This is a genomic window from Curvibacter sp. GW821-FHT01G03 (assembly GCF_059422285.1).
In genome coordinates, this window is record NZ_JBWKWP010000002.1 from 103,578 (window position 1) to 119,001 (window position 15,424).

A 15,424-nucleotide genomic window follows, 5' to 3' on the forward strand; every position below is an offset into this window, starting at 1 on the left:
GCCTGATGCGGCGGGCCGGGCCCAGATGCGCAGGGCCCGGCCGTGACCCGTGACCGGCCCCGCCCGACGATTGCTTATGACTTTGCTCCAAATCATTCTTGCCACCCTGACTGCCGGCATCGGCAGTGTCTGGGTGGCCGCTTTCCTGATGCGTGCCGGCGTGGACTCGGGGCGTGGCGGCATCAATGCCCAGCACCTGCTGAGCCTGGCGGCCGGTGCCCTGCTGGCCACCGCCTTCATGCACCTGTTGCCCGAGGCCTTTGAGGGCCAGGCCAGCCCGCACGCCTTGTTTGCCACCCTGCTGATCGGGGTGGTGTTCTTTTTCCTGCTCGACAAGGCCGAACTGTGGCACCACGGGCATGAACATGGGCATGACCACGGGCCGGCTGCGACGGACCCGGCGCAGGCTGACCCGCATGGAGGGGGGCTCCCGCAGGGGCACGCCCACGAAGGGCATGCCCACGCGCACGCCGCCTCCCACGCCCATGCCCATGCCCACTCTCACGCCCATGCGAACGCCCATGCACACGACACCAGCCCCAGCCTGTCCGGCGGCTGGTCGCTGATCACGGGCGACAGCGTGCACTGCTTCGGCGACGGCATTCTGATCGCCTCGGCCTTCGTGGCCGATCCGCGCCTGGGCCTGGTGTCGGCGCTGGCCGTGCTGGCCCACGAGGTGCCGCACCACATGGGCGACCTGGTGGTGCTGCGGCGCGCCAGCCGCAACCGGCGTCTGGCGCTGATGAAGGTGTCGCTGGCGGGCGCCGTGACGGCCCTGGGCGGGCTGGTGGGCTTTTTCCTGGTCGAGCAGTTGGAAGACCTGCTGCCTTACTTTCTGACCGTGGCCTCCAGCAGCTTCATCTATGTGGCCCTGGCCGACCTGATCCCGCAACTGCAAAAGCGCCTCACGGCCCGCCAGACCCTGGCCCAGGTGTTCTGGCTTGGGCTCGGCATCGTCTTGGTCACCTGGGCCAGCGGCCTGGCCCATGGGCACTAGCCTCAATCCGGCTTGATGTTCCCGGCGCGGACGGCCTTGTCGTAGCGGGCACGTTCGTTGTGCAGCAGGGTGGCAAAGGCGTCGGCGCTGCCGGGTTCGACCTCGCCGCCGGCGGCGCTCAGTTTGTCGCGCACGTCTTTCTGGGCCAGGGCCTTTTGCAGGGCTGCATTCAGCTGGGCCAGCACGGGCTTGGGGGTGGCGGCGGGGGCCAGCAGGCCATACCAGACCGAGGCTTCAAAACCGGCAAAGCCCGATTCGGCCAGGGTCGGGGCCTCAGGGAACAGGCTGCTGCGTTTGGCGCTCATCACCGCCAGCACCTTGAGTCTGCCGGCGCGCACCTGGGCCACGGCTTCGAGCGCGTTGACCGCCACCAGGGGTAACTGGCCGCCCACCACATCGGTGATGGCCGGGCCGCCGCCGCGATAGGGCACATGGGCCAATTGCACGCCGGCAGCGCGCTCGAACAGTTCCACCGCCAGATGCGGGGTCGAGCCATTGCCCGGGGTGGCGTAGTTCACGCTGCCCGGCTTGTCCTTGGCGGCTTTCAGCAATTGGGCCAGGGTGTCGAAGCCGGCACCGGGGTTGACGGCCAGCACCACCGGTACGCGGCCAATCAGGCCCACCGGGGCCAGGTCGCGCTCGGCGTCAAAGGGGGCCGGTTGGTACAGCGCCATGTTGGCGGCCAGCGCATTGGCGGCCACCAGCAGGGTGTAGCCATCGGCCGGGCTGTCGATCACCGACTTGATGGCGATGTTGCTGCCCGCCCCGGGCTTGTTGTCGACGATCACCGGCTGGCCCAGCAGCGTGGCCATGGCCTGGCCCACGGTGCGGCCCACGATGTCCACCGCCCCCCCGGCGGGGTAGCCGACCACCAAGTGCACCGGTTTGGCCGGGTAGCTGCCTTGGGCCTGGGCGGCCTGCCCGCATGAAAACGCCGCCAGGGCCCCTGCGGTCTGCAGGAGGGCCTGGCGGCGGTTGGGGGTCGCAGTGCCTGGGCGGGCTTGGCGTTCGGTCATGTTCGAGTCTCCAACGAGGGTTGTCGCCGCGATTCTAGGCAGAACGCCCGCACTCGGCGGGCAGGCCGGCGAGCTTTACGCGGCGGCAAAGGCCATGGTGCCGGCCGCGGTGTTGGAGATCGGGATGTGGTAGTTGGTGTGCACCTTGCGCACCTGGCCCGGTACGGCGGCCCGGGTGGCCAGCCACATCAGCAGCTCCACGCCCTGGGTGCCGGTCTTCTCGACCAGTTCGGGGATGCTGAACTGGGTGGCCCACTCGGGGTCATTGAACAGGCTGTCCATGAACTTCAGGTCGAAGGGCTTGTTGATGAAGCCGGCACGCTCGCCATCGAGCTGGTGGCTCAGGCCACCGGTGCCGATCACCACCACCTTCTTGTCGCTGTCCCAGTTGGTGATGGCCTGGCCCACGGCCTTGCCCAGGGCCAGGCAGCGCTTGGCGCTGGGCAGGGGAAACTGCACGGTGTTGATGCAGATCGGCACGGTCAGCACCGGGCACTCGCCTTCTGGCCAGAACAGCTTCAGCGGCAAGGTGAAGGCGTGGTCCACCAGCATTTCCTGGCAGGTGGTGATGTCGAACTCCTGTTCCACCAGGTGGTTGATGATGTGCCACGACAGGTCGGTGGCGCCTTTGAACGGCGGCAGGGTGGGGATGCCCCAGCCTTCATCGGCATTGTTGTACTGAGGCGCGGCCCCCACGGCGAAGGTGGGCATCTTGTCCAGGAAGAAGTTCAGGCCGTGGTCGTTGTAGAACACCACGGCGATGTCGGGCTTGACGTCGTCCAGCCACTGGCGCACCGGCAGAAAGCCATCGAAAAAGGGCTTCCAGTAAGGCTCGTTCTGAATGCCCTTGGCCATGGCGCCACCGATGGCGGGCACGTGGGAAGTGGTCATGCCACCAACAATCTTTGCCATTTTGTTTCTCCGTTGTCGTTGTGATCGTGCTTGTGGGGGATGGCTCAGGCGGCCAGGGTGTCGGGTTGCTGGTTGTGGGCCACCAGCATGGCCTTGAAGGCGTCCTTGCTCATGCCGGTCTGGGCCGCGCCCAGGTCTTGCACGTCCAGGCCCAGGATGCCGGCAAACTTGGCCAGGTAGTACACGTTGCCGCCGGCAGCCAGCAGGCCCAGCACGTCGCGTTCACGGATGGCTCGCGACTGTTCTTCGTTCAGGCCGTAGGCGGCCATGTAGGCAGCTTCGTTGGCCTTGAAGGCGTTGCGCTGGTCGGCGCTGTTGAACGAGAAGCACATCTTGTTCAAGGCGTAGCCTTTCTGGGCCTGGTCGCCGTCGAACAAGGTGGTGCCCGGAATCTGGGGCTTGGTGGCGGTCATCGGGGTCTCCTGCGGTTGATCTGTGTCAGGGCTGGAGTATTCCGAGGCCATTGCCAAAGATAAACAGATGGATACTCATACATCTCATGAACAAAATCGATTGGTTGAGCCTGGATGCCCGTCTGCTGCAGTTGCTGGTGACGGTGCAGGAGGCCGGCAGCGTGACCGGTGCGGCGCAGCGCCTGGGCCTGACCCAGTCGGCGGTCAGCCACGGCCTGGACCGGCTGCGCGCCATCGTGGGCGACCCCCTGTTCGTCAAGTCGGGGCGGGGCATCGTGGCCACGGCGCAGGCGGGCCTGCTGGCCCAGCGGGCCCGGCACCTGCTGGATGAACTCGAGGCCTTCAGCGTGGCGGCCGGCTTCGAGCCGGCCCGGCTCAACACCTGTTTCACCATCGCCGCCAATGACTTGCAGCGCGATCTGCTGCTGCCGCCCCTGCTGCGAAGCCTGCGCGAGCAGGCCCCGGGTGTCACCTTGCGGGTGATCAAGTCGGGCGCGCCCGGCCCGGCCTTGCTGCGCGACGAGGTGTGCCAGTTGATCATCACGCCACGCCCCCCCCAGGGCTCTGACATCCTGCAAAAGCGCCTGTTCGAAGACCGCTACGGCGTGTTCTACGACCCCAGCCAGCGGGCCGCGCCCAGCAGCCGCGAGGCCTACCTGGCAGCCAACCATGTGACCGTGCTGTACGAACCCCGCCGTGCCCTGGACATCGACCAATGGATGCTGGGCCAGGGCCTGGAGCGTCGCTTCGTGGCCAGCGTGCCCGGCATGGCCGCGCTGGGCTCGATGTTGCGCGGCAGCGACTGGCTGGCCACGGCCCCTTCACTGCTGGCGCGCCACAGCCTGCTGGGCCTGGCCATGGCCCCGGTGCCCCTGGCCACCCCGCCCATGCCCATGTACCAGGTGTGGCACCTGCGCCATCACAGCGACCCGGTGCACCAGTGGCTGCGCGCCGCCCTGGAGCGGGTGGCCCGCGAGGTTCAGCCGCCCGACACGGGAGCGGTCAGGCCCTGAGCCTGCTGGCGATAAGCGCGGGGCGACTGCCCGGTGTGGCGCTTGAAGAAGCGGCAGAAGTAGGCCGGGTCTTCAAAGCCCAGATCGAAGGCGATGCGCTGCACCGGGGCGGCGATGTGCACCAGCCGGCGGCAGGCCTCGCGGGCCAGGCGGGCGTGCAGCAGTTCTTGCGCGTTGCGCCCGGTTTCGGCCGCCACCATGCGGTTCAGCCGCTCGGTGGACAGGCCCAGTTGCTCGGCATAGCGCGACACCGGCCAGTGTTCGCGGTAGTGCGACTCCAGCAGCACCACCCAGCGCGTGTACAGGGCCTGCCGGCGTGAGGGCCGGTTCTCGCCTGGCCCGCCCTGGGGGCTGCCCACCTCGGGCTGGTCGGGCTGGCCGCGCTGGCCCAGTTGCGCCAGGCGCCAGACCACGGCCCGCGCCAGCCACAGCGGCACCGGGGCATCCGCGGCATCGTCAGCGCTGTTTTCGGCCTGCAGGGCCTCGAACAGGGGCTGCAGGCGAGACACATCGGGCGAGCCGGCCTCCAGCGGCAGGGCGCGTGGTCGGGCGAACAATTGCTGCAGGGCCCGCCCCATGCCGGCGGCCTCGCCCTCGGCCAGCAGGTGGGCGTTGACGGTCAGCACATGGCCATCGCTGTCGGACGAGAAACGGAAGGCGTGCGCCACACCAGGCGGGATCAGCACCGCCGTGGGGCCCACGCAGCGGCTGCGGCTTTCGTCCAAGACGACCTCGGCCCAGCCCGAGCGAAGCCACAGCACCTGGTGCAAACCCTGATGCACATGGGCATCGATCTCCCAGTCGTAAAGGCGGCTGCGGGATTCGATGGATTCGATGTGCAGCAAGGCTGCGCCAGGGCTGCCGGCTTCACCATACAGCGCAAAGGCCGGCAGCGTGTTGAAGCGGCGGCGCACGGGCGCGGGTGAGCGAGGCGAGTTGGGCATGTCAGTCAGGGCGCGTCAAAAGTGCAAGTATTGGCCGGCTTCCGTCCACTGTGCTTTGCCCCAGGTCAAAACAGAATCCAGTCCAGCCCCACAGCGGGTGCCCCAGGAGACAACATGAGCTTCAGTTTCGACCCCTACTCACCGGCCATCGATGCCGACCCTTTCCCGTACTACAAGATCCTGCGCGATGAGCAGCCTTGCTTCTGGAGCCCCGAGGCCCAGATGTGGGTGCTGTCGCGCTATGCCGACATCGTGACGGCGGGCCAGGACTGGCAGACCTATTCCTCGGCCAGCGGCAACCTGATGACCGAGCTGCCCGGTCGCGCCGGCGCCACGCTCGGCAGCTCCGACCCACCACGCCATGACCGCCTGCGCGGCCTGATCCAGCACGCCTTCATGAAGCGCAACCTGATGGCGCTGGACGAGCCCATCCGTGCCGTGGCGCGCCAGGTGTTCGGCCAGCTGCGCGGGGTGGAACGCTTCGATTTCAAGGAGGTTTCGTCGCAGTTCACGGTCAAGGTGCTGATGGCGGCGCTGGGCCTGCCCATGGGCGACGAGGCCATCGTCGACGAGCAGACCGTGCGCGACAACGCCGTGCTGATGGTGCAAAGCGATGCCCGCACCCGCACCAAGGGCCCCGAGCACATCGCGGCCTACAACTGGATGCAGGAATACGCCTCCAAGGTGATTGCCATGCGCCGCGCCGAGCCGCGTGACGACCTGATCAGCCACTTTGCCATGGCCGAGATCGATGGCGACCGCCTGGACGAACGCGAGGTGCTGCTGACCACCACGACCTTGATCATGGCCGGTGTCGAGTCGCTGGGCGGTTTCATGATGATGTTTGCCTACAACCTGGCCACCTTCGACGAGGCCCGCCGCGCCGTGGTGGCCAACCCGGCCCTGCTGCCCGATGCCATCGAGGAGTCGCTGCGCTTCAACACCTCGGCCCAGCGCTTCCGCCGCCGTCTGATGAAGGACGTGACCCTGCACGGCCAGACCATGAAGACCGGCGACTTTGTCTGCCTGGCCTATGGTTCGGGCAACCGCGACGAGCGCCAGTACCCCAACCCGGATGCCTACGACATCACGCGCAAGCCGCGGGGTCACCTGGGCTTTGGCGGTGGGGTGCACGCTTGCCTGGGCACGGCGATCGCGCGCCTGGCGGTCAAAACCGCCTTTGAAGAGTTCCACCAGGTGGTGCCCGAGTACCGCCGCATGCAGGACCAACTGGCCTGGATGCCTTCGTCCACTTTCCGCAGCCCCCTGGTGCTGGACCTGAGCACCCGCTGAACCTGGAGCCCACCCATGACCACACTCACCTACATCGAAGCCTCGGGCAGCCGCACCGACGTCGACGTGCCTGACGGTTGGAGCCTGATGCAGGCCGCCATTGCCAACGGCATTGACGGCATTTTGGGCGAATGCGGCGGCTCCTGCGCCTGCGCCACCTGCCACTGCTATGTGGATGACCTGCTGATGGCCGCCTTGCCCGCACCCAGCGCCGGCGAACTCGACATGCTGGACAACGTGGCCGCCGAGCGGCGCCCCAACAGCCGCCTGGCCTGCCAGATCAAGGCCAGCCCGGCCCTGGCGGGCGGTACCCTGACCCTGCCCGAGGTCCAGGAGTGAGCGCCGGGCCCGAGGCGGGCGCACCGGACGCCGGGGCGCACATCGTCATCGTCGGCGCCGGCCAGGCCGGGCTGATGGCGGCCGAGGCCCTGCGCAGCGGCGGCTTCAGTGCCGCCATCACCCTGCTCGGCGACGAGCCCCATGCGCCTTACCACCGCCCGCCGCTGTCCAAGGCCTGGCTGGCCGGCGAGGTGGAGGCGGCTCAGTTGTTGATGCGCGCGCCCGAGATGCTGGCCCGCAAGCAGATCACCCTGCGCACCGGCAGCCCGGTGCAGGCCATCGACCGGGCGACGCAACGCGTGCGGCTGGCCGACGGCAGCGCGCTGCACTACAGCGGCCTGGTGCTGGCCACGGGTGCCACACCGCGCCGATTGCCGCTGGCGGGCGCCGAGGCCGCGAATGTGCTGACCCTGCGCAGCCGAGACGACGCCGTGGCCATCGCTGCCGGCCTGGCCCGGTGCCAGGCCGAGGGCTTGCCCCTGGTCGTGATTGGCGGCGGCTTCATCGGCCTGGAGGTGGCGGCCACCGCGCGCAAGAAGGGCGTGGCCGTGACCGTGCTGGAGGCGGCACCGCGCCTGCTGGGCCGGGTGCTGAGCCCTCAGCTGTCCGAGTGGTACGCCGCACTGCACCGCCGCCATGGCGTGGCGCTGGAGTTAGGCGCCGCCATCGAACGCCTGATGCTGCAAGACGGCCAGGCCCGGGCCGTGCAATTGGCCGATGGCCGCGAACTGCCGTGTGGTCTGGTGGTGCTGGGGGTGGGCGTGCAGCCCAACGATGCCCTGGCCCGAGAGGCGGGCCTGGCGGTGGACCGTGGCATCGTGGTGGACGCCTGCGGGCGCACGTCGGACCCGCTCATCGTGGCGGCCGGCGATTGCGCGGCGCGCCGCCTGCCCGACGGTCGGCTGCTGCGCCTGGAGTCGGTGCAAAACGCCTCCGAGCAAGGCAAATCGGCCGCGGCGGCGCTGCTGGGCCAGGAGCGACCCTTCACGGCCACCCCCTGGTTCTGGTCCGACCAGTACGACCGCAAGCTGCAGATGGCCGGCCTGTCCGAAGGGGCCGACCAGGCGGTGCTGCGTGGGAGCCTGGAGGACGGCCCGTTCTCGGTCTTCCAGTACCGCGCCGGGCGCCTGGTGGCGGTCGATTCGGTGAACGCCGCCAAGGACCACCTCACGGCGCGCAAGCTGCTGGAGGCCGGCGTGTCGCCGACGCCCGAGCAGGCGGCGGATCTGGGCTTCAACCTGGCGGGGCTGCTGGCGGGCTGATGGCGTTCTGACCCTGCAGGCCCCCGGGAGGGGGCCTGCAGGCGCGTCCAGCCACTCGGGACTTCTGTCGCGTGGGTGAGTGCGGGTTTTGGTCTGGGCCCTAGGATGACCTTGGTCAGCCAACCAGGAGGCCTCGGTCATGACGCAAGACTTCGACGTTCTCATCATCGGCGCCGGCATCTCCGGCCTCGGCGCGGCCTGCCATCTGCGCCAGCGCCTCCCCGATCGTTCCGTCTGCCTACTTGAGTCCATGCCAGGCTTTGGCGGCACCTGGTGGACCCACCGTTACCCGGGTGCGCGCTCGGACAGCGACCTTTTCACCTATGGCTACGGCTTCAAACCCTGGAAAGGGCGCGCCATCGCGACCGCCGAGGAGATCCGCGCCTACCTGGACGAGGTGATCGCAGAAAACGAGCTGGCCCCGCGGATCCGTTATGGCCATCAGGTGCGGTCGGCCAGCTGGTCCTCCGAGCGCAGGCGCTGGACGCTCACCGTGACCCGCGAGGGGTCTGACGAAAGCCAGACCTTCACCACCGCCTTTCTCTGGATCTGTGCGGGCTATTACGACCATGATCAGGGCTACACCCCGGAATGGCCGACGCTCAAGGACTTCCAGGGGCAGGTGGTGCACCCCCAGCATTGGCCAGCAGAGTTGTCCTGCGCAGACCAGCGCGTGGTGGTCATCGGGTCGGGGGCCACGGCGGCCACCCTGATCCCCAGCCTGGCGGGTGAGGCGGCGCACGTCACGATGCTGCAGCGCTCCCCCACGTTCTTTGCGGCCGAGCCCTGGGAGCATCCGTTGGCGGCTCAGCTGCGCCCGCTCAATCTGCCCGATGCCTGGTTTCACGAGATCATGCGCCGGGCCTTCGTGGCCCGATCGGACGAGGTCATCCGACTGTCTTTTGAGCAGCCCGAGGCCTTGCGGGCCCTGCTGATCGACGAGGTCCGACCCCAACTGCCCGAGGGCTACGACCTGGATCGGCACTTCAACCCGCGCTACCGGCCCTGGCAGCAACGCATCGCCAAAGTTCCGGATGGGGATCTGTTCCAGGCCATCCGCTCGGGGCGGGCCTCGGTGGTCACCGACACCATTGAATGCTTCGATGCGCAAGGCATTCAGCTGGCCAGCGGTCAGCATCTGGAGGCCGACATCATCGTCACCGCGACGGGCTTCAAGCTCAAGCTGTTCGGCGGCATCCGCTTCGAGGTCGACGGGGTGCCGGTGGCCTGGCCCGAGCGCATCACCTACCGGGGCCTGATGGTGGAGGGGGTGCCCAACATGGCTTACACGCAAGGCTATTTCCGCTCCAGCTGGACCTTGCGCTCCGATCTGGTGTGCGACTGGGTGTGCCGCCTGCTCACCCACCTGCGCGAACAGGGCTGCACCATGGTGCAAGCCACCGTGCCTGCGGCGGATGCCGACATGTCCCGCCGGCCCTGGAGCGAGGCCGACAACTTCAATGCCGGCTATGTGATGCGCACACAGTCCCAACTCTTCGGCCAGGGGGATCGCCATCCGTGGCGGCACGGCCTGGAGTACGCTGAGGAGCGCGTCACCCTGCCCGCCGCATCGCTGCAGGATGAGGCTCTGCGTTACCGCTGAACCGTTTCAAACATTCCAACAGCCCCCAGGAGACATTGCATGCCCCTCGATCCTCACCTTACCGGTGTTCTGCAGATGATGGCTACCTCCGGTGCCCACCCTGTCGCCCAGGGCACGCCCGAGCAAGGCCGTGCCGGCTACCTGGCGCTGACGGCGGGCACCCTCACGCCTGAGCAGCGTGTGCCTGTGGCCAGCGTGCAGGACACCACTGTCCCCGGCGGGGCGGGCCCCATTCCGGCCCGCATCTACCGCCCGCAGGCCACAGGCACCTTCCCCACCGTGGTCTTTTTTCATGGCGGCGGCTATGTCATTGGCAACCTCGACACGCATGACAACATGTGCCGCGAGATCTGCCGTGGGGCGCAGGCCGTGGTGGTGTCTCTGGATTACCGCCTGGCGCCTGAACACCCCTTTCCTGCGGGCATCGACGATGCCGTGGCCGGCGCCCAATGGGTGGTGGCCCATGCCCTCGAACTGGGCGGCAATGAGCGCGTGGCCGTGGCGGGGGACAGCGCGGGGGGGAACTTCAGCGCCGTGGTTGCCCAGCAGCTGCGTGATGCCGGCCTGCCGCTGGTGGCGCAGTTCTTGATCTACCCCTCGGTGGACCACGTGGCCGCGGTGTATGCCAGTGCCGAACAAAACGCGAAGGGCTATTTTCTGGAGGCAGAGACCATGGCTTGGTTCTACCAGCACTACGCCGGCCATGTACTCAACACGCTGGACCCCCGCCTGGCCCCACTTCAGGCGGCCAGCCTGGCCGACCTGCCGCCCGCCCTGATCGTGAATGCCGAGTTCGATCCGCTGCGCGACCAGGCCGTGGCCTATGCGCAGGCCCTGCGCAAGGCCGGCGGCCAGGCCGAACTGATCGAAGGCCCCGGCATGATCCACGGCTTTTTCGACATGGGCCGTTGGTCGCCGGCGGCCCAGGCCATCATCACCCGCAGCATCGAGCGCTTTGGGACCATGCTGAGGGCCTAGGTGGCCATTGGGTGGGCCCCGGGGGCCTTACTCTGGCGTGATGCCTGCCTTGCGCACCACCTCGCCCCAGTGCGTGATCTCTTGCGCCAGCAACTGGGCCAGCTCGGCCGGCGAGCCGGCCTGAGGGGTGACGCCCAGCTTGCGCAGACCATCCTGCACCGCGGTTTGGGCCAGGGCCTCTTTGGCGGCCCAGGCCACGCGGGCGATCACGCTCTCGGGGGTGCCGGCGGGGGCGGCCAGCGCGTTCCAGCTGTCCACCTCGTAGTTCGTCAGCCCCAGTTCCTTGACTGTGGGCACCTGGGGCAGGCTGGCAAAGCGTTTCGGCCCGGTCACGGCCAGCAGGCGCAGCGCCTGGCCGCTCAGCTGGGGCAGCAGGGGGCTGAGGATCTCGAAGCCCACATCCACCTCGCCGGCGCGCAGCGCATTCATCAGCGCGGGCGAGCCCTTGTAAGGCACCACGGTGGCCTCGATGCCGGCGCGCCACTTGAACAGCTCGGCAGCCAGGTGCTGGGTGCTGCCGGGGGCGATGCTGCCCAGGGTCAGGCGCCCGGGCTGGGCTTTGGCGTAGTTCAGCACATCGCCCAGGGTCTTGAAGCGCGAGTGGGCCGGCACCGCCAGCCCCAGGTCAAAAAAGCCCAGCGTGCTGATGGGCGCCAACTGGCGCGTCACGTCGTAAGGCAGCTTCTTGAACAGGTGCACACTGACGGCGCTGGCATTGCTCATCAGCAGCAGGGTGTGGCCGTCGGGCTGTGCATTCACCACCAGGCTGGTGGCCACCACGCCACCGGCGCCCGGGCGGTTGTCGATCACCACCGGCTGCTTGAGCAGCGCGCCCATGGCCTGGCCCACGATGCGCGCAGTGAGGTCGGCCACGCCGCCGGCGGCAAAGGGCACCAGCAGCGTGATGGGGCGCTGCGGAAAGGCCGCGCCCTCGGCACGGACGCCGGTGGCGCCCAGCAGGGCCAGGGCCGGCAGGGCGGCCAGGTGTTGCAGGCCCTGGCGTCGGGTGGTCTTCATGCCGAAAACTCTTCGGTGTCGATCTCGACCTGGTTGCCCGCGTTGTAGCGTGGGCCTTTCACCGTGTGGCGGTTGATCAGCTCGTCCAGCCGGGCCATCTGGGCCGGGCCCAGGGTGACTTGCAGGGCGCCCAGGTCTTCTTCGAGGTGATCGATGCGGGTGGTGCCCGGGATCGGGATGATGTGCTCGCCGCGCTGCAGCAGCCAGGCCAGGGCCAGTTGTGCCAGGGTGCAGCCGGCGGCCTGCGCCACCTCGGCCACGCCGTCGAGCAGGGCCAGGTTGGCGGCGTAGTTGTCGGGGGCAAAGCGTGGCATGGCGCGGCGGATGTCCTTGGCGTCAAAGGCCGCCACGTTGCGCACCTGGCCGGTCAGGTAGCCGCGCGCCACGGGGCTGAAGGCGACAAAGGCGGCGCCAATCTCGCGGCAGGCCTGCAGCACGGCGATCTCGGGGTTGCGTGTCCACAGCGAGTACTCGGTCTGCACGGCGCTGATCGGGTGCACCGCATGCGCCTTGCGCAGCGTGGTGGCCGAGACTTCGCTCAGGCCGATGGCGCGCACCTTGCCGGCGCGCACCAGGTCGGCCAGCGCGCCCACTGAGTCTTCGATGGGCACCTGCTTGTCCCAGCGGTGCAGGTAGTACAGGTCGATCACCTCGGTGTTCAGGCGCTTCAGGCTGGCTTCGCAACTGGCGCGCAGGGTCTCGGGGCGGCCGTCGATGACACGCTTCATGCCGTCGGGGAACTGCACGCCCTGCATGCCGCACTTGCTGGCCAGGATGAACCGGCTGCGGTGCTTGGCCAGCACCTGACCGACCAGCGTTTCATTGGCGCCAAAGCCGTACAGGGCGGCGGTGTCGAACAGATTCACACCCAGATCGAGTGCGCGCAGCAGCAGGCGCTCCGCATCTTCAAAGGCGGGCGGCTGGCCGTAGGCGTGGCTGAGGTTCATGCAGCCCAGGCCGATGGGGCTGACCTGGAAGGGGCCGATGGAGCGGGTGCTTGTGAGGGTCATGGTGGTGATGCCGGAAGGAAGAATTCAAAAGCCATGCCGGGCCCAGAACTGGGCTGGCGTGACGATGGGATAGCGGTCGGCCAGCACCAACAGGTCTTTGTCGCCGGTGATCAGGTACTGGGCTTCGGCAGCCAGCAGGGTGCCCAGCACAGGCAGGTCACAGGTGTCGCGCAAGGCGGGTTCCTGGAGGTTCGCCGGTTCGACGATCTGGGCCTGCAGCGCCAAGGTATCGGCCAGGTCACGGGCCTCGTACGGTGCGAAACCAGCGGTAGGCATGCGTGGCAGGACACGGGCCACCTCGTCAAGGATGAATCTGGAAAGTAAGACCTCAACCGATCCCAAATGCCAAGCCTGCAGGATGCGCCCCGGCACGCTGTGCGGATAGGCCACACCCGACACCAGCACATGGGTGTCGATCACGACGCGCAAGCGGTTCACGATGCCCGACGCGCTTGCGCCACCACGGCATCGATCTCGGCCATGCCGTCTTCTTCGCTCAAATGGGCAAAGTTGTCGGCCAGTCGCTGGCTCAAGGCCTCAAACCGGTCCTGCATCTGCCGTATGCGCTTGAACAGTTCGGCATCGATCAGGGCCGCGACTGGTTTGCCGTCTTTGTTGATGATGATGCTGTCGTGGCGGTACTGAACCTGGTTGAGCATCTCGCCCAGGTTTTGACGGAAGTTGACGGCGCTGACTTCGGTGATCATGAAGGGCTCCTGACCATGCTGATCGATATGGTCATTATGGGTGGGGCAGGGGTGCCAGTCCAGTTCGTTGGCACCCCTTGACCGACCTCAGCCCGCGTTCAGTTGCTGCTCCAGATCGTGCAGCACCTGGTAGCAGGGCAGCACCTGGGCCACGCTCGAGTTGGGCTCACGGCCTTCTTTGATGGCGGCGAAGAACTCGCGGTCTTGCAGTTCGATGCCGTTCATGGACACGTCCACCTGCGACACATCGATCTTTTCTTCCTTGCCATTGACCAGGTCGTCGTAACGGGCAATGTAGGTGCTGGTGTCACCGATGTAGCGGAAGAAGGTGCCCAACGGGCCGTCGTTGTTGAACGACAGGCTCAGGGTGCAGATGGCGCCGTTGGCGGCCTTGAGCTGGATCGACATGTCCATGGCGATGCCCAGGGTCGGGTGGATCGGGCCCTGCACGGCGTTGGCCTTCACGATGGGGCTGCCGCACTGGTAGGCGAACAGGTCCACGGTGTGGGCAGCGTGGTGCCACAGCAGGTGGTCGGTCCAGCTGCGCGCCTGGCCCAAGGCGTTCATGTTGGTGCGGCGGAAGAAGTAGGTCTGCACATCCATCTGCTGGATGTTGAATTCGCCGGCCTGGATCTTCTTGTGCACGTACTGGTGGCTGGGGTTGAAGCGACGGGTGTGGCCGCACATGGCCACCAGGCCACTGCTCTTGGCCAGCTCCACCACCTCTTGCGCGTCCTTCCAGCTGTCGGCCAGCGGGATTTCGACCTGCACATGCTTGCCGGCCTTCAGGCAGGCCAGGCTTTGCGAGGCGTGCATCTGTGTGGGGGTGCACAGGATCACGGCGTCGACTTCGGGCAGGGCCAGGCTGTCGGCCAGGTCGGTGGTGACGTGGCCGATGCCGTACTTGGCCGCCACTTCACGGGTTTTTTCGAGGTCGCGGCTGATCAGCGACACCACTTCGACGCCATCGATGTTCTTGATGCCGTCCAGGTGCTTGATGCCAAAGGCACCGGCACCGGCCAGGGCGACTTTGATGGTTTTGTTGCTCATGCTTGGTTCTCCAGAATCAGGTGGCCGACGGCCGTGTTGGATGCAGGGACGTGGTAGAAGCGGTGCGTCACCTTGGGCGCCGGGCCCTGACCGTTGACGTCGTCCATGGCGCCGCGGGCGATCAGCCACATCACCAGCTCGATGCCTTCCGAGCCGGCTTCGCGCACGTAGTCGACATGGGGCTTGTGCGACAGGGCTTCGGGGTCGGCGATCAGCTGATCCAGGAAGGCGTTGTCCCATTCCTTGTTGATCAGGCCGGCGCGCGGGCCTTGCAGCTGGTGGCTCATGCCGCCGGTGCCCCAGATGTGCACATTGAGGTTTTCATCGAAGCTGTCGACCGCCTTGCGGATGGCCTTGCCCAGGTTGTAGCAGCGCCGGCCCGAGGGCACGGGGTACTGCACCACGTTGACGGCGAAGGGGATGACGGGGCAGGGCCAGGCGTCCTTCTTCGGGTCCAGCTCACCGCACATCAGCGACAGCGGCACCGTCAGGCCGTGGTCCACGTCCATCTTGTTGACGATGGTGAGGTCGAAGTCGTCCTGGATCACGCTTTGCGCGATGTGGCTGGCCAGGTCGGGGTGTCCGATCACCTTGGGCACGGGGCGTGGGCCCCAGCCCTCGTCGGCGGGCTGGAACTCGGCCGCGGTGCCGATGGCAAAGGTGGGGATCATCTCCAGGCTGAAGGCCGTGGCGTGGTCGTTGTAGACCAGAAATACCACGTCAGGCTGGTTGTCCTTCATCCATTGCTTGGAGAACTCATAGCCCTTGAACAGCGGTTGCCAGTAGGCCTCTTCGGTCTTGCCGAGATCGATGGCGGCGCCGATGGCCGGCACGTGTGAGGTGAATACGGAAGCGGTGATCTTGGCCATG

17 protein-coding genes are annotated in these 15,424 nt (G+C 67.5%); 7 read left to right on the forward strand and 10 right to left on the reverse strand.

Translation table 11 applies throughout. The features are described from left to right. The first annotated feature begins 76 nt into the window (after positions 1-76). Positions 77-997 carry a ZIP family metal transporter gene (locus AC07VS_RS02665; protein ID WP_494750173.1) on the forward strand — a complete coding sequence of 307 codons (921 nt, stop codon included), beginning with the start codon at positions 77-79 and terminating at the stop codon, positions 995-997. Positions 998-999: 2 nt separating this feature from the next. On the opposite strand, the gene AC07VS_RS02670 is transcribed toward AC07VS_RS02665, so the two are convergent. The 3 genes from AC07VS_RS02670 to AC07VS_RS02680 form a co-directional block, all read right to left on the reverse strand. Then, the gene (locus AC07VS_RS02670; RefSeq protein WP_494656321.1) at positions 1,000-2,013 is read right to left on the reverse strand and encodes a Bug family tripartite tricarboxylate transporter substrate binding protein; all 1,014 of its coding nucleotides are present in this window, start codon (positions 2,011-2,013) and stop codon (positions 1,000-1,002) included. Positions 2,014-2,088: 75 nt separating this feature from the next. Beyond that, positions 2,089-2,925, reverse strand: a complete 837-nt coding sequence (locus tag AC07VS_RS02675) for a class III extradiol dioxygenase family protein (protein WP_494750174.1) — start codon at positions 2,923-2,925, stop codon at positions 2,089-2,091. 44 nt (positions 2,926-2,969) lie between these two features. Further along, positions 2,970-3,338, reverse strand: coding sequence for a protocatechuate 4,5-dioxygenase subunit alpha (locus AC07VS_RS02680; protein ID WP_492346730.1), 369 nt, complete (start codon positions 3,336-3,338; stop codon positions 2,970-2,972). 86 nt (positions 3,339-3,424) lie between these two features. Between AC07VS_RS02680 and AC07VS_RS02685 the strand changes: the two genes are divergently transcribed. Further along, complete coding sequence (locus AC07VS_RS02685; protein WP_492346731.1) at positions 3,425-4,351, forward strand: LysR family transcriptional regulator; 927 nt, start codon at positions 3,425-3,427, stop codon at positions 4,349-4,351. On the opposite strand, the gene AC07VS_RS02690 is transcribed toward AC07VS_RS02685, so the two are convergent. Then, the gene (locus AC07VS_RS02690) at positions 4,318-5,295 is read right to left on the reverse strand and encodes a helix-turn-helix domain-containing protein (RefSeq protein ID WP_494750175.1); all 978 of its coding nucleotides are present in this window, start codon (positions 5,293-5,295) and stop codon (positions 4,318-4,320) included. The two genes, AC07VS_RS02685 and AC07VS_RS02690, sit on opposite strands and share 34 nt — an antisense overlap. 114 nt (positions 5,296-5,409) lie before the next feature. Between AC07VS_RS02690 and AC07VS_RS02695 the strand changes: the two genes are divergently transcribed. The 5 genes from AC07VS_RS02695 (at position 5,410) to AC07VS_RS02715 (ending at position 10,770) form a co-directional block, all read left to right on the forward strand. Continuing rightward, positions 5,410-6,588 carry a cytochrome P450 gene (locus tag AC07VS_RS02695; protein ID WP_492346733.1) on the forward strand — a complete coding sequence of 393 codons (1,179 nt, stop codon included), beginning with the start codon at positions 5,410-5,412 and terminating at the stop codon, positions 6,586-6,588. 15 nt (positions 6,589-6,603) lie between these two features. Next, complete coding sequence (locus tag AC07VS_RS02700; protein ID WP_492346734.1) at positions 6,604-6,927, forward strand: 2Fe-2S iron-sulfur cluster-binding protein; 324 nt, start codon at positions 6,604-6,606, stop codon at positions 6,925-6,927. Then, positions 6,924-8,189 carry an NAD(P)/FAD-dependent oxidoreductase gene (locus tag AC07VS_RS02705; protein ID WP_494750176.1) on the forward strand — a complete coding sequence of 422 codons (1,266 nt, stop codon included), beginning with the start codon at positions 6,924-6,926 and terminating at the stop codon, positions 8,187-8,189. Before AC07VS_RS02700 ends, AC07VS_RS02705 begins: the two co-directional genes overlap by 4 nt. Before the next feature lie 139 nt (positions 8,190-8,328). Next, entirely contained in the window at positions 8,329-9,792 is a 1,464-nt protein-coding gene (locus AC07VS_RS02710; RefSeq protein WP_494750177.1) for a flavin-containing monooxygenase, read from the forward strand. Positions 9,793-9,831: 39 nt separating this feature from the next. Beyond that, positions 9,832-10,770 (forward strand): alpha/beta hydrolase, encoded by a 939-nt coding sequence (locus AC07VS_RS02715; RefSeq protein WP_494750178.1) that lies wholly within the window; start codon positions 9,832-9,834, stop codon positions 10,768-10,770. A gap of 27 nt (positions 10,771-10,797) precedes the next feature. Here the strand turns inward: AC07VS_RS02715 and AC07VS_RS02720 are convergent, their stop codons facing one another. The 6 genes from AC07VS_RS02720 to AC07VS_RS02745 all read right to left on the reverse strand — a co-directional run bounded on the left by AC07VS_RS02720 (position 10,798) and on the right by AC07VS_RS02745 (position 15,423). After that, positions 10,798-11,787 carry a Bug family tripartite tricarboxylate transporter substrate binding protein gene (locus tag AC07VS_RS02720; protein WP_494750179.1) on the reverse strand — a complete coding sequence of 330 codons (990 nt, stop codon included), beginning with the start codon at positions 11,785-11,787 and terminating at the stop codon, positions 10,798-10,800. After that, entirely contained in the window at positions 11,784-12,797 is a 1,014-nt protein-coding gene (locus AC07VS_RS02725) for an aldo/keto reductase (protein WP_494750180.1), read from the reverse strand. Before AC07VS_RS02725 ends, AC07VS_RS02720 begins: the two co-directional genes overlap by 4 nt. A gap of 24 nt (positions 12,798-12,821) precedes the next feature. Next, entirely contained in the window at positions 12,822-13,235 is a 414-nt protein-coding gene (locus AC07VS_RS02730; RefSeq protein WP_494750181.1) for a putative toxin-antitoxin system toxin component, PIN family, read from the reverse strand. Then, a complete protein-coding gene (locus AC07VS_RS02735) occupies positions 13,232-13,504 on the reverse strand; it encodes a type II toxin-antitoxin system Phd/YefM family antitoxin (protein ID WP_492346740.1) in 273 nt (90 codons plus the stop codon). Before AC07VS_RS02735 ends, AC07VS_RS02730 begins: the two co-directional genes overlap by 4 nt. Positions 13,505-13,591: 87 nt before the next feature. Beyond that, positions 13,592-14,554: a Gfo/Idh/MocA family oxidoreductase gene (locus AC07VS_RS02740; protein ID WP_492346741.1), complete on the reverse strand. Its 963-nt coding sequence runs from the start codon at positions 14,552-14,554 to the stop codon at positions 13,592-13,594. Further along, complete coding sequence (locus tag AC07VS_RS02745; RefSeq protein WP_494750182.1) at positions 14,551-15,423, reverse strand: class III extradiol dioxygenase subunit beta; 873 nt, start codon at positions 15,421-15,423, stop codon at positions 14,551-14,553. The genes AC07VS_RS02740 and AC07VS_RS02745 overlap by 4 nt, the downstream gene beginning before the upstream one ends. Between the last annotated feature and the right edge of the window lies 1 nt (position 15,424).

What these genes read in the sequence shown, in the direction of transcription:
- AC07VS_RS02740 (WP_492346741.1), bottom strand. Translation starts at nt 14,554, where the DNA reads ATGAGCAACAAAACCATCAAAGTCGCCCTGGCCGGTGCCGGTGCCTTT.
- AC07VS_RS02735 (WP_492346740.1), bottom strand. Translation starts at nt 13,504, where the DNA reads ATGATCACCGAAGTCAGCGCCGTCAACTTCCGTCAAAACCTGGGCGAG.
- AC07VS_RS02695 (WP_492346733.1), top strand. Translation starts at nt 5,410, where the DNA reads ATGAGCTTCAGTTTCGACCCCTACTCACCGGCCATCGATGCCGACCCT.
- AC07VS_RS02675 (WP_494750174.1), bottom strand. Translation starts at nt 2,925, where the DNA reads ATGGCAAAGATTGTTGGTGGCATGACCACTTCCCACGTGCCCGCCATC.
- AC07VS_RS02685 (WP_492346731.1), top strand. Translation starts at nt 3,425, where the DNA reads ATGAACAAAATCGATTGGTTGAGCCTGGATGCCCGTCTGCTGCAGTTG.
- AC07VS_RS02700 (WP_492346734.1), top strand. Translation starts at nt 6,604, where the DNA reads ATGACCACACTCACCTACATCGAAGCCTCGGGCAGCCGCACCGACGTC.
- AC07VS_RS02725 (WP_494750180.1), bottom strand. Translation starts at nt 12,797, where the DNA reads ATGACCCTCACAAGCACCCGCTCCATCGGCCCCTTCCAGGTCAGCCCC.
- AC07VS_RS02715 (WP_494750178.1), top strand. Translation starts at nt 9,832, where the DNA reads ATGCCCCTCGATCCTCACCTTACCGGTGTTCTGCAGATGATGGCTACC.
- AC07VS_RS02720 (WP_494750179.1), bottom strand. Translation starts at nt 11,787, where the DNA reads ATGAAGACCACCCGACGCCAGGGCCTGCAACACCTGGCCGCCCTGCCG.
- AC07VS_RS02745 (WP_494750182.1), bottom strand. Translation starts at nt 15,423, where the DNA reads ATGGCCAAGATCACCGCTTCCGTATTCACCTCACACGTGCCGGCCATC.
- AC07VS_RS02690 (WP_494750175.1), bottom strand. Translation starts at nt 5,295, where the DNA reads ATGCCCAACTCGCCTCGCTCACCCGCGCCCGTGCGCCGCCGCTTCAAC.
- AC07VS_RS02710 (WP_494750177.1), top strand. Translation starts at nt 8,329, where the DNA reads ATGACGCAAGACTTCGACGTTCTCATCATCGGCGCCGGCATCTCCGGC.
- AC07VS_RS02670 (WP_494656321.1), bottom strand. Translation starts at nt 2,013, where the DNA reads ATGACCGAACGCCAAGCCCGCCCAGGCACTGCGACCCCCAACCGCCGC.
- AC07VS_RS02680 (WP_492346730.1), bottom strand. Translation starts at nt 3,338, where the DNA reads ATGACCGCCACCAAGCCCCAGATTCCGGGCACCACCTTGTTCGACGGC.
- AC07VS_RS02665 (WP_494750173.1), top strand. Translation starts at nt 77, where the DNA reads ATGACTTTGCTCCAAATCATTCTTGCCACCCTGACTGCCGGCATCGGC.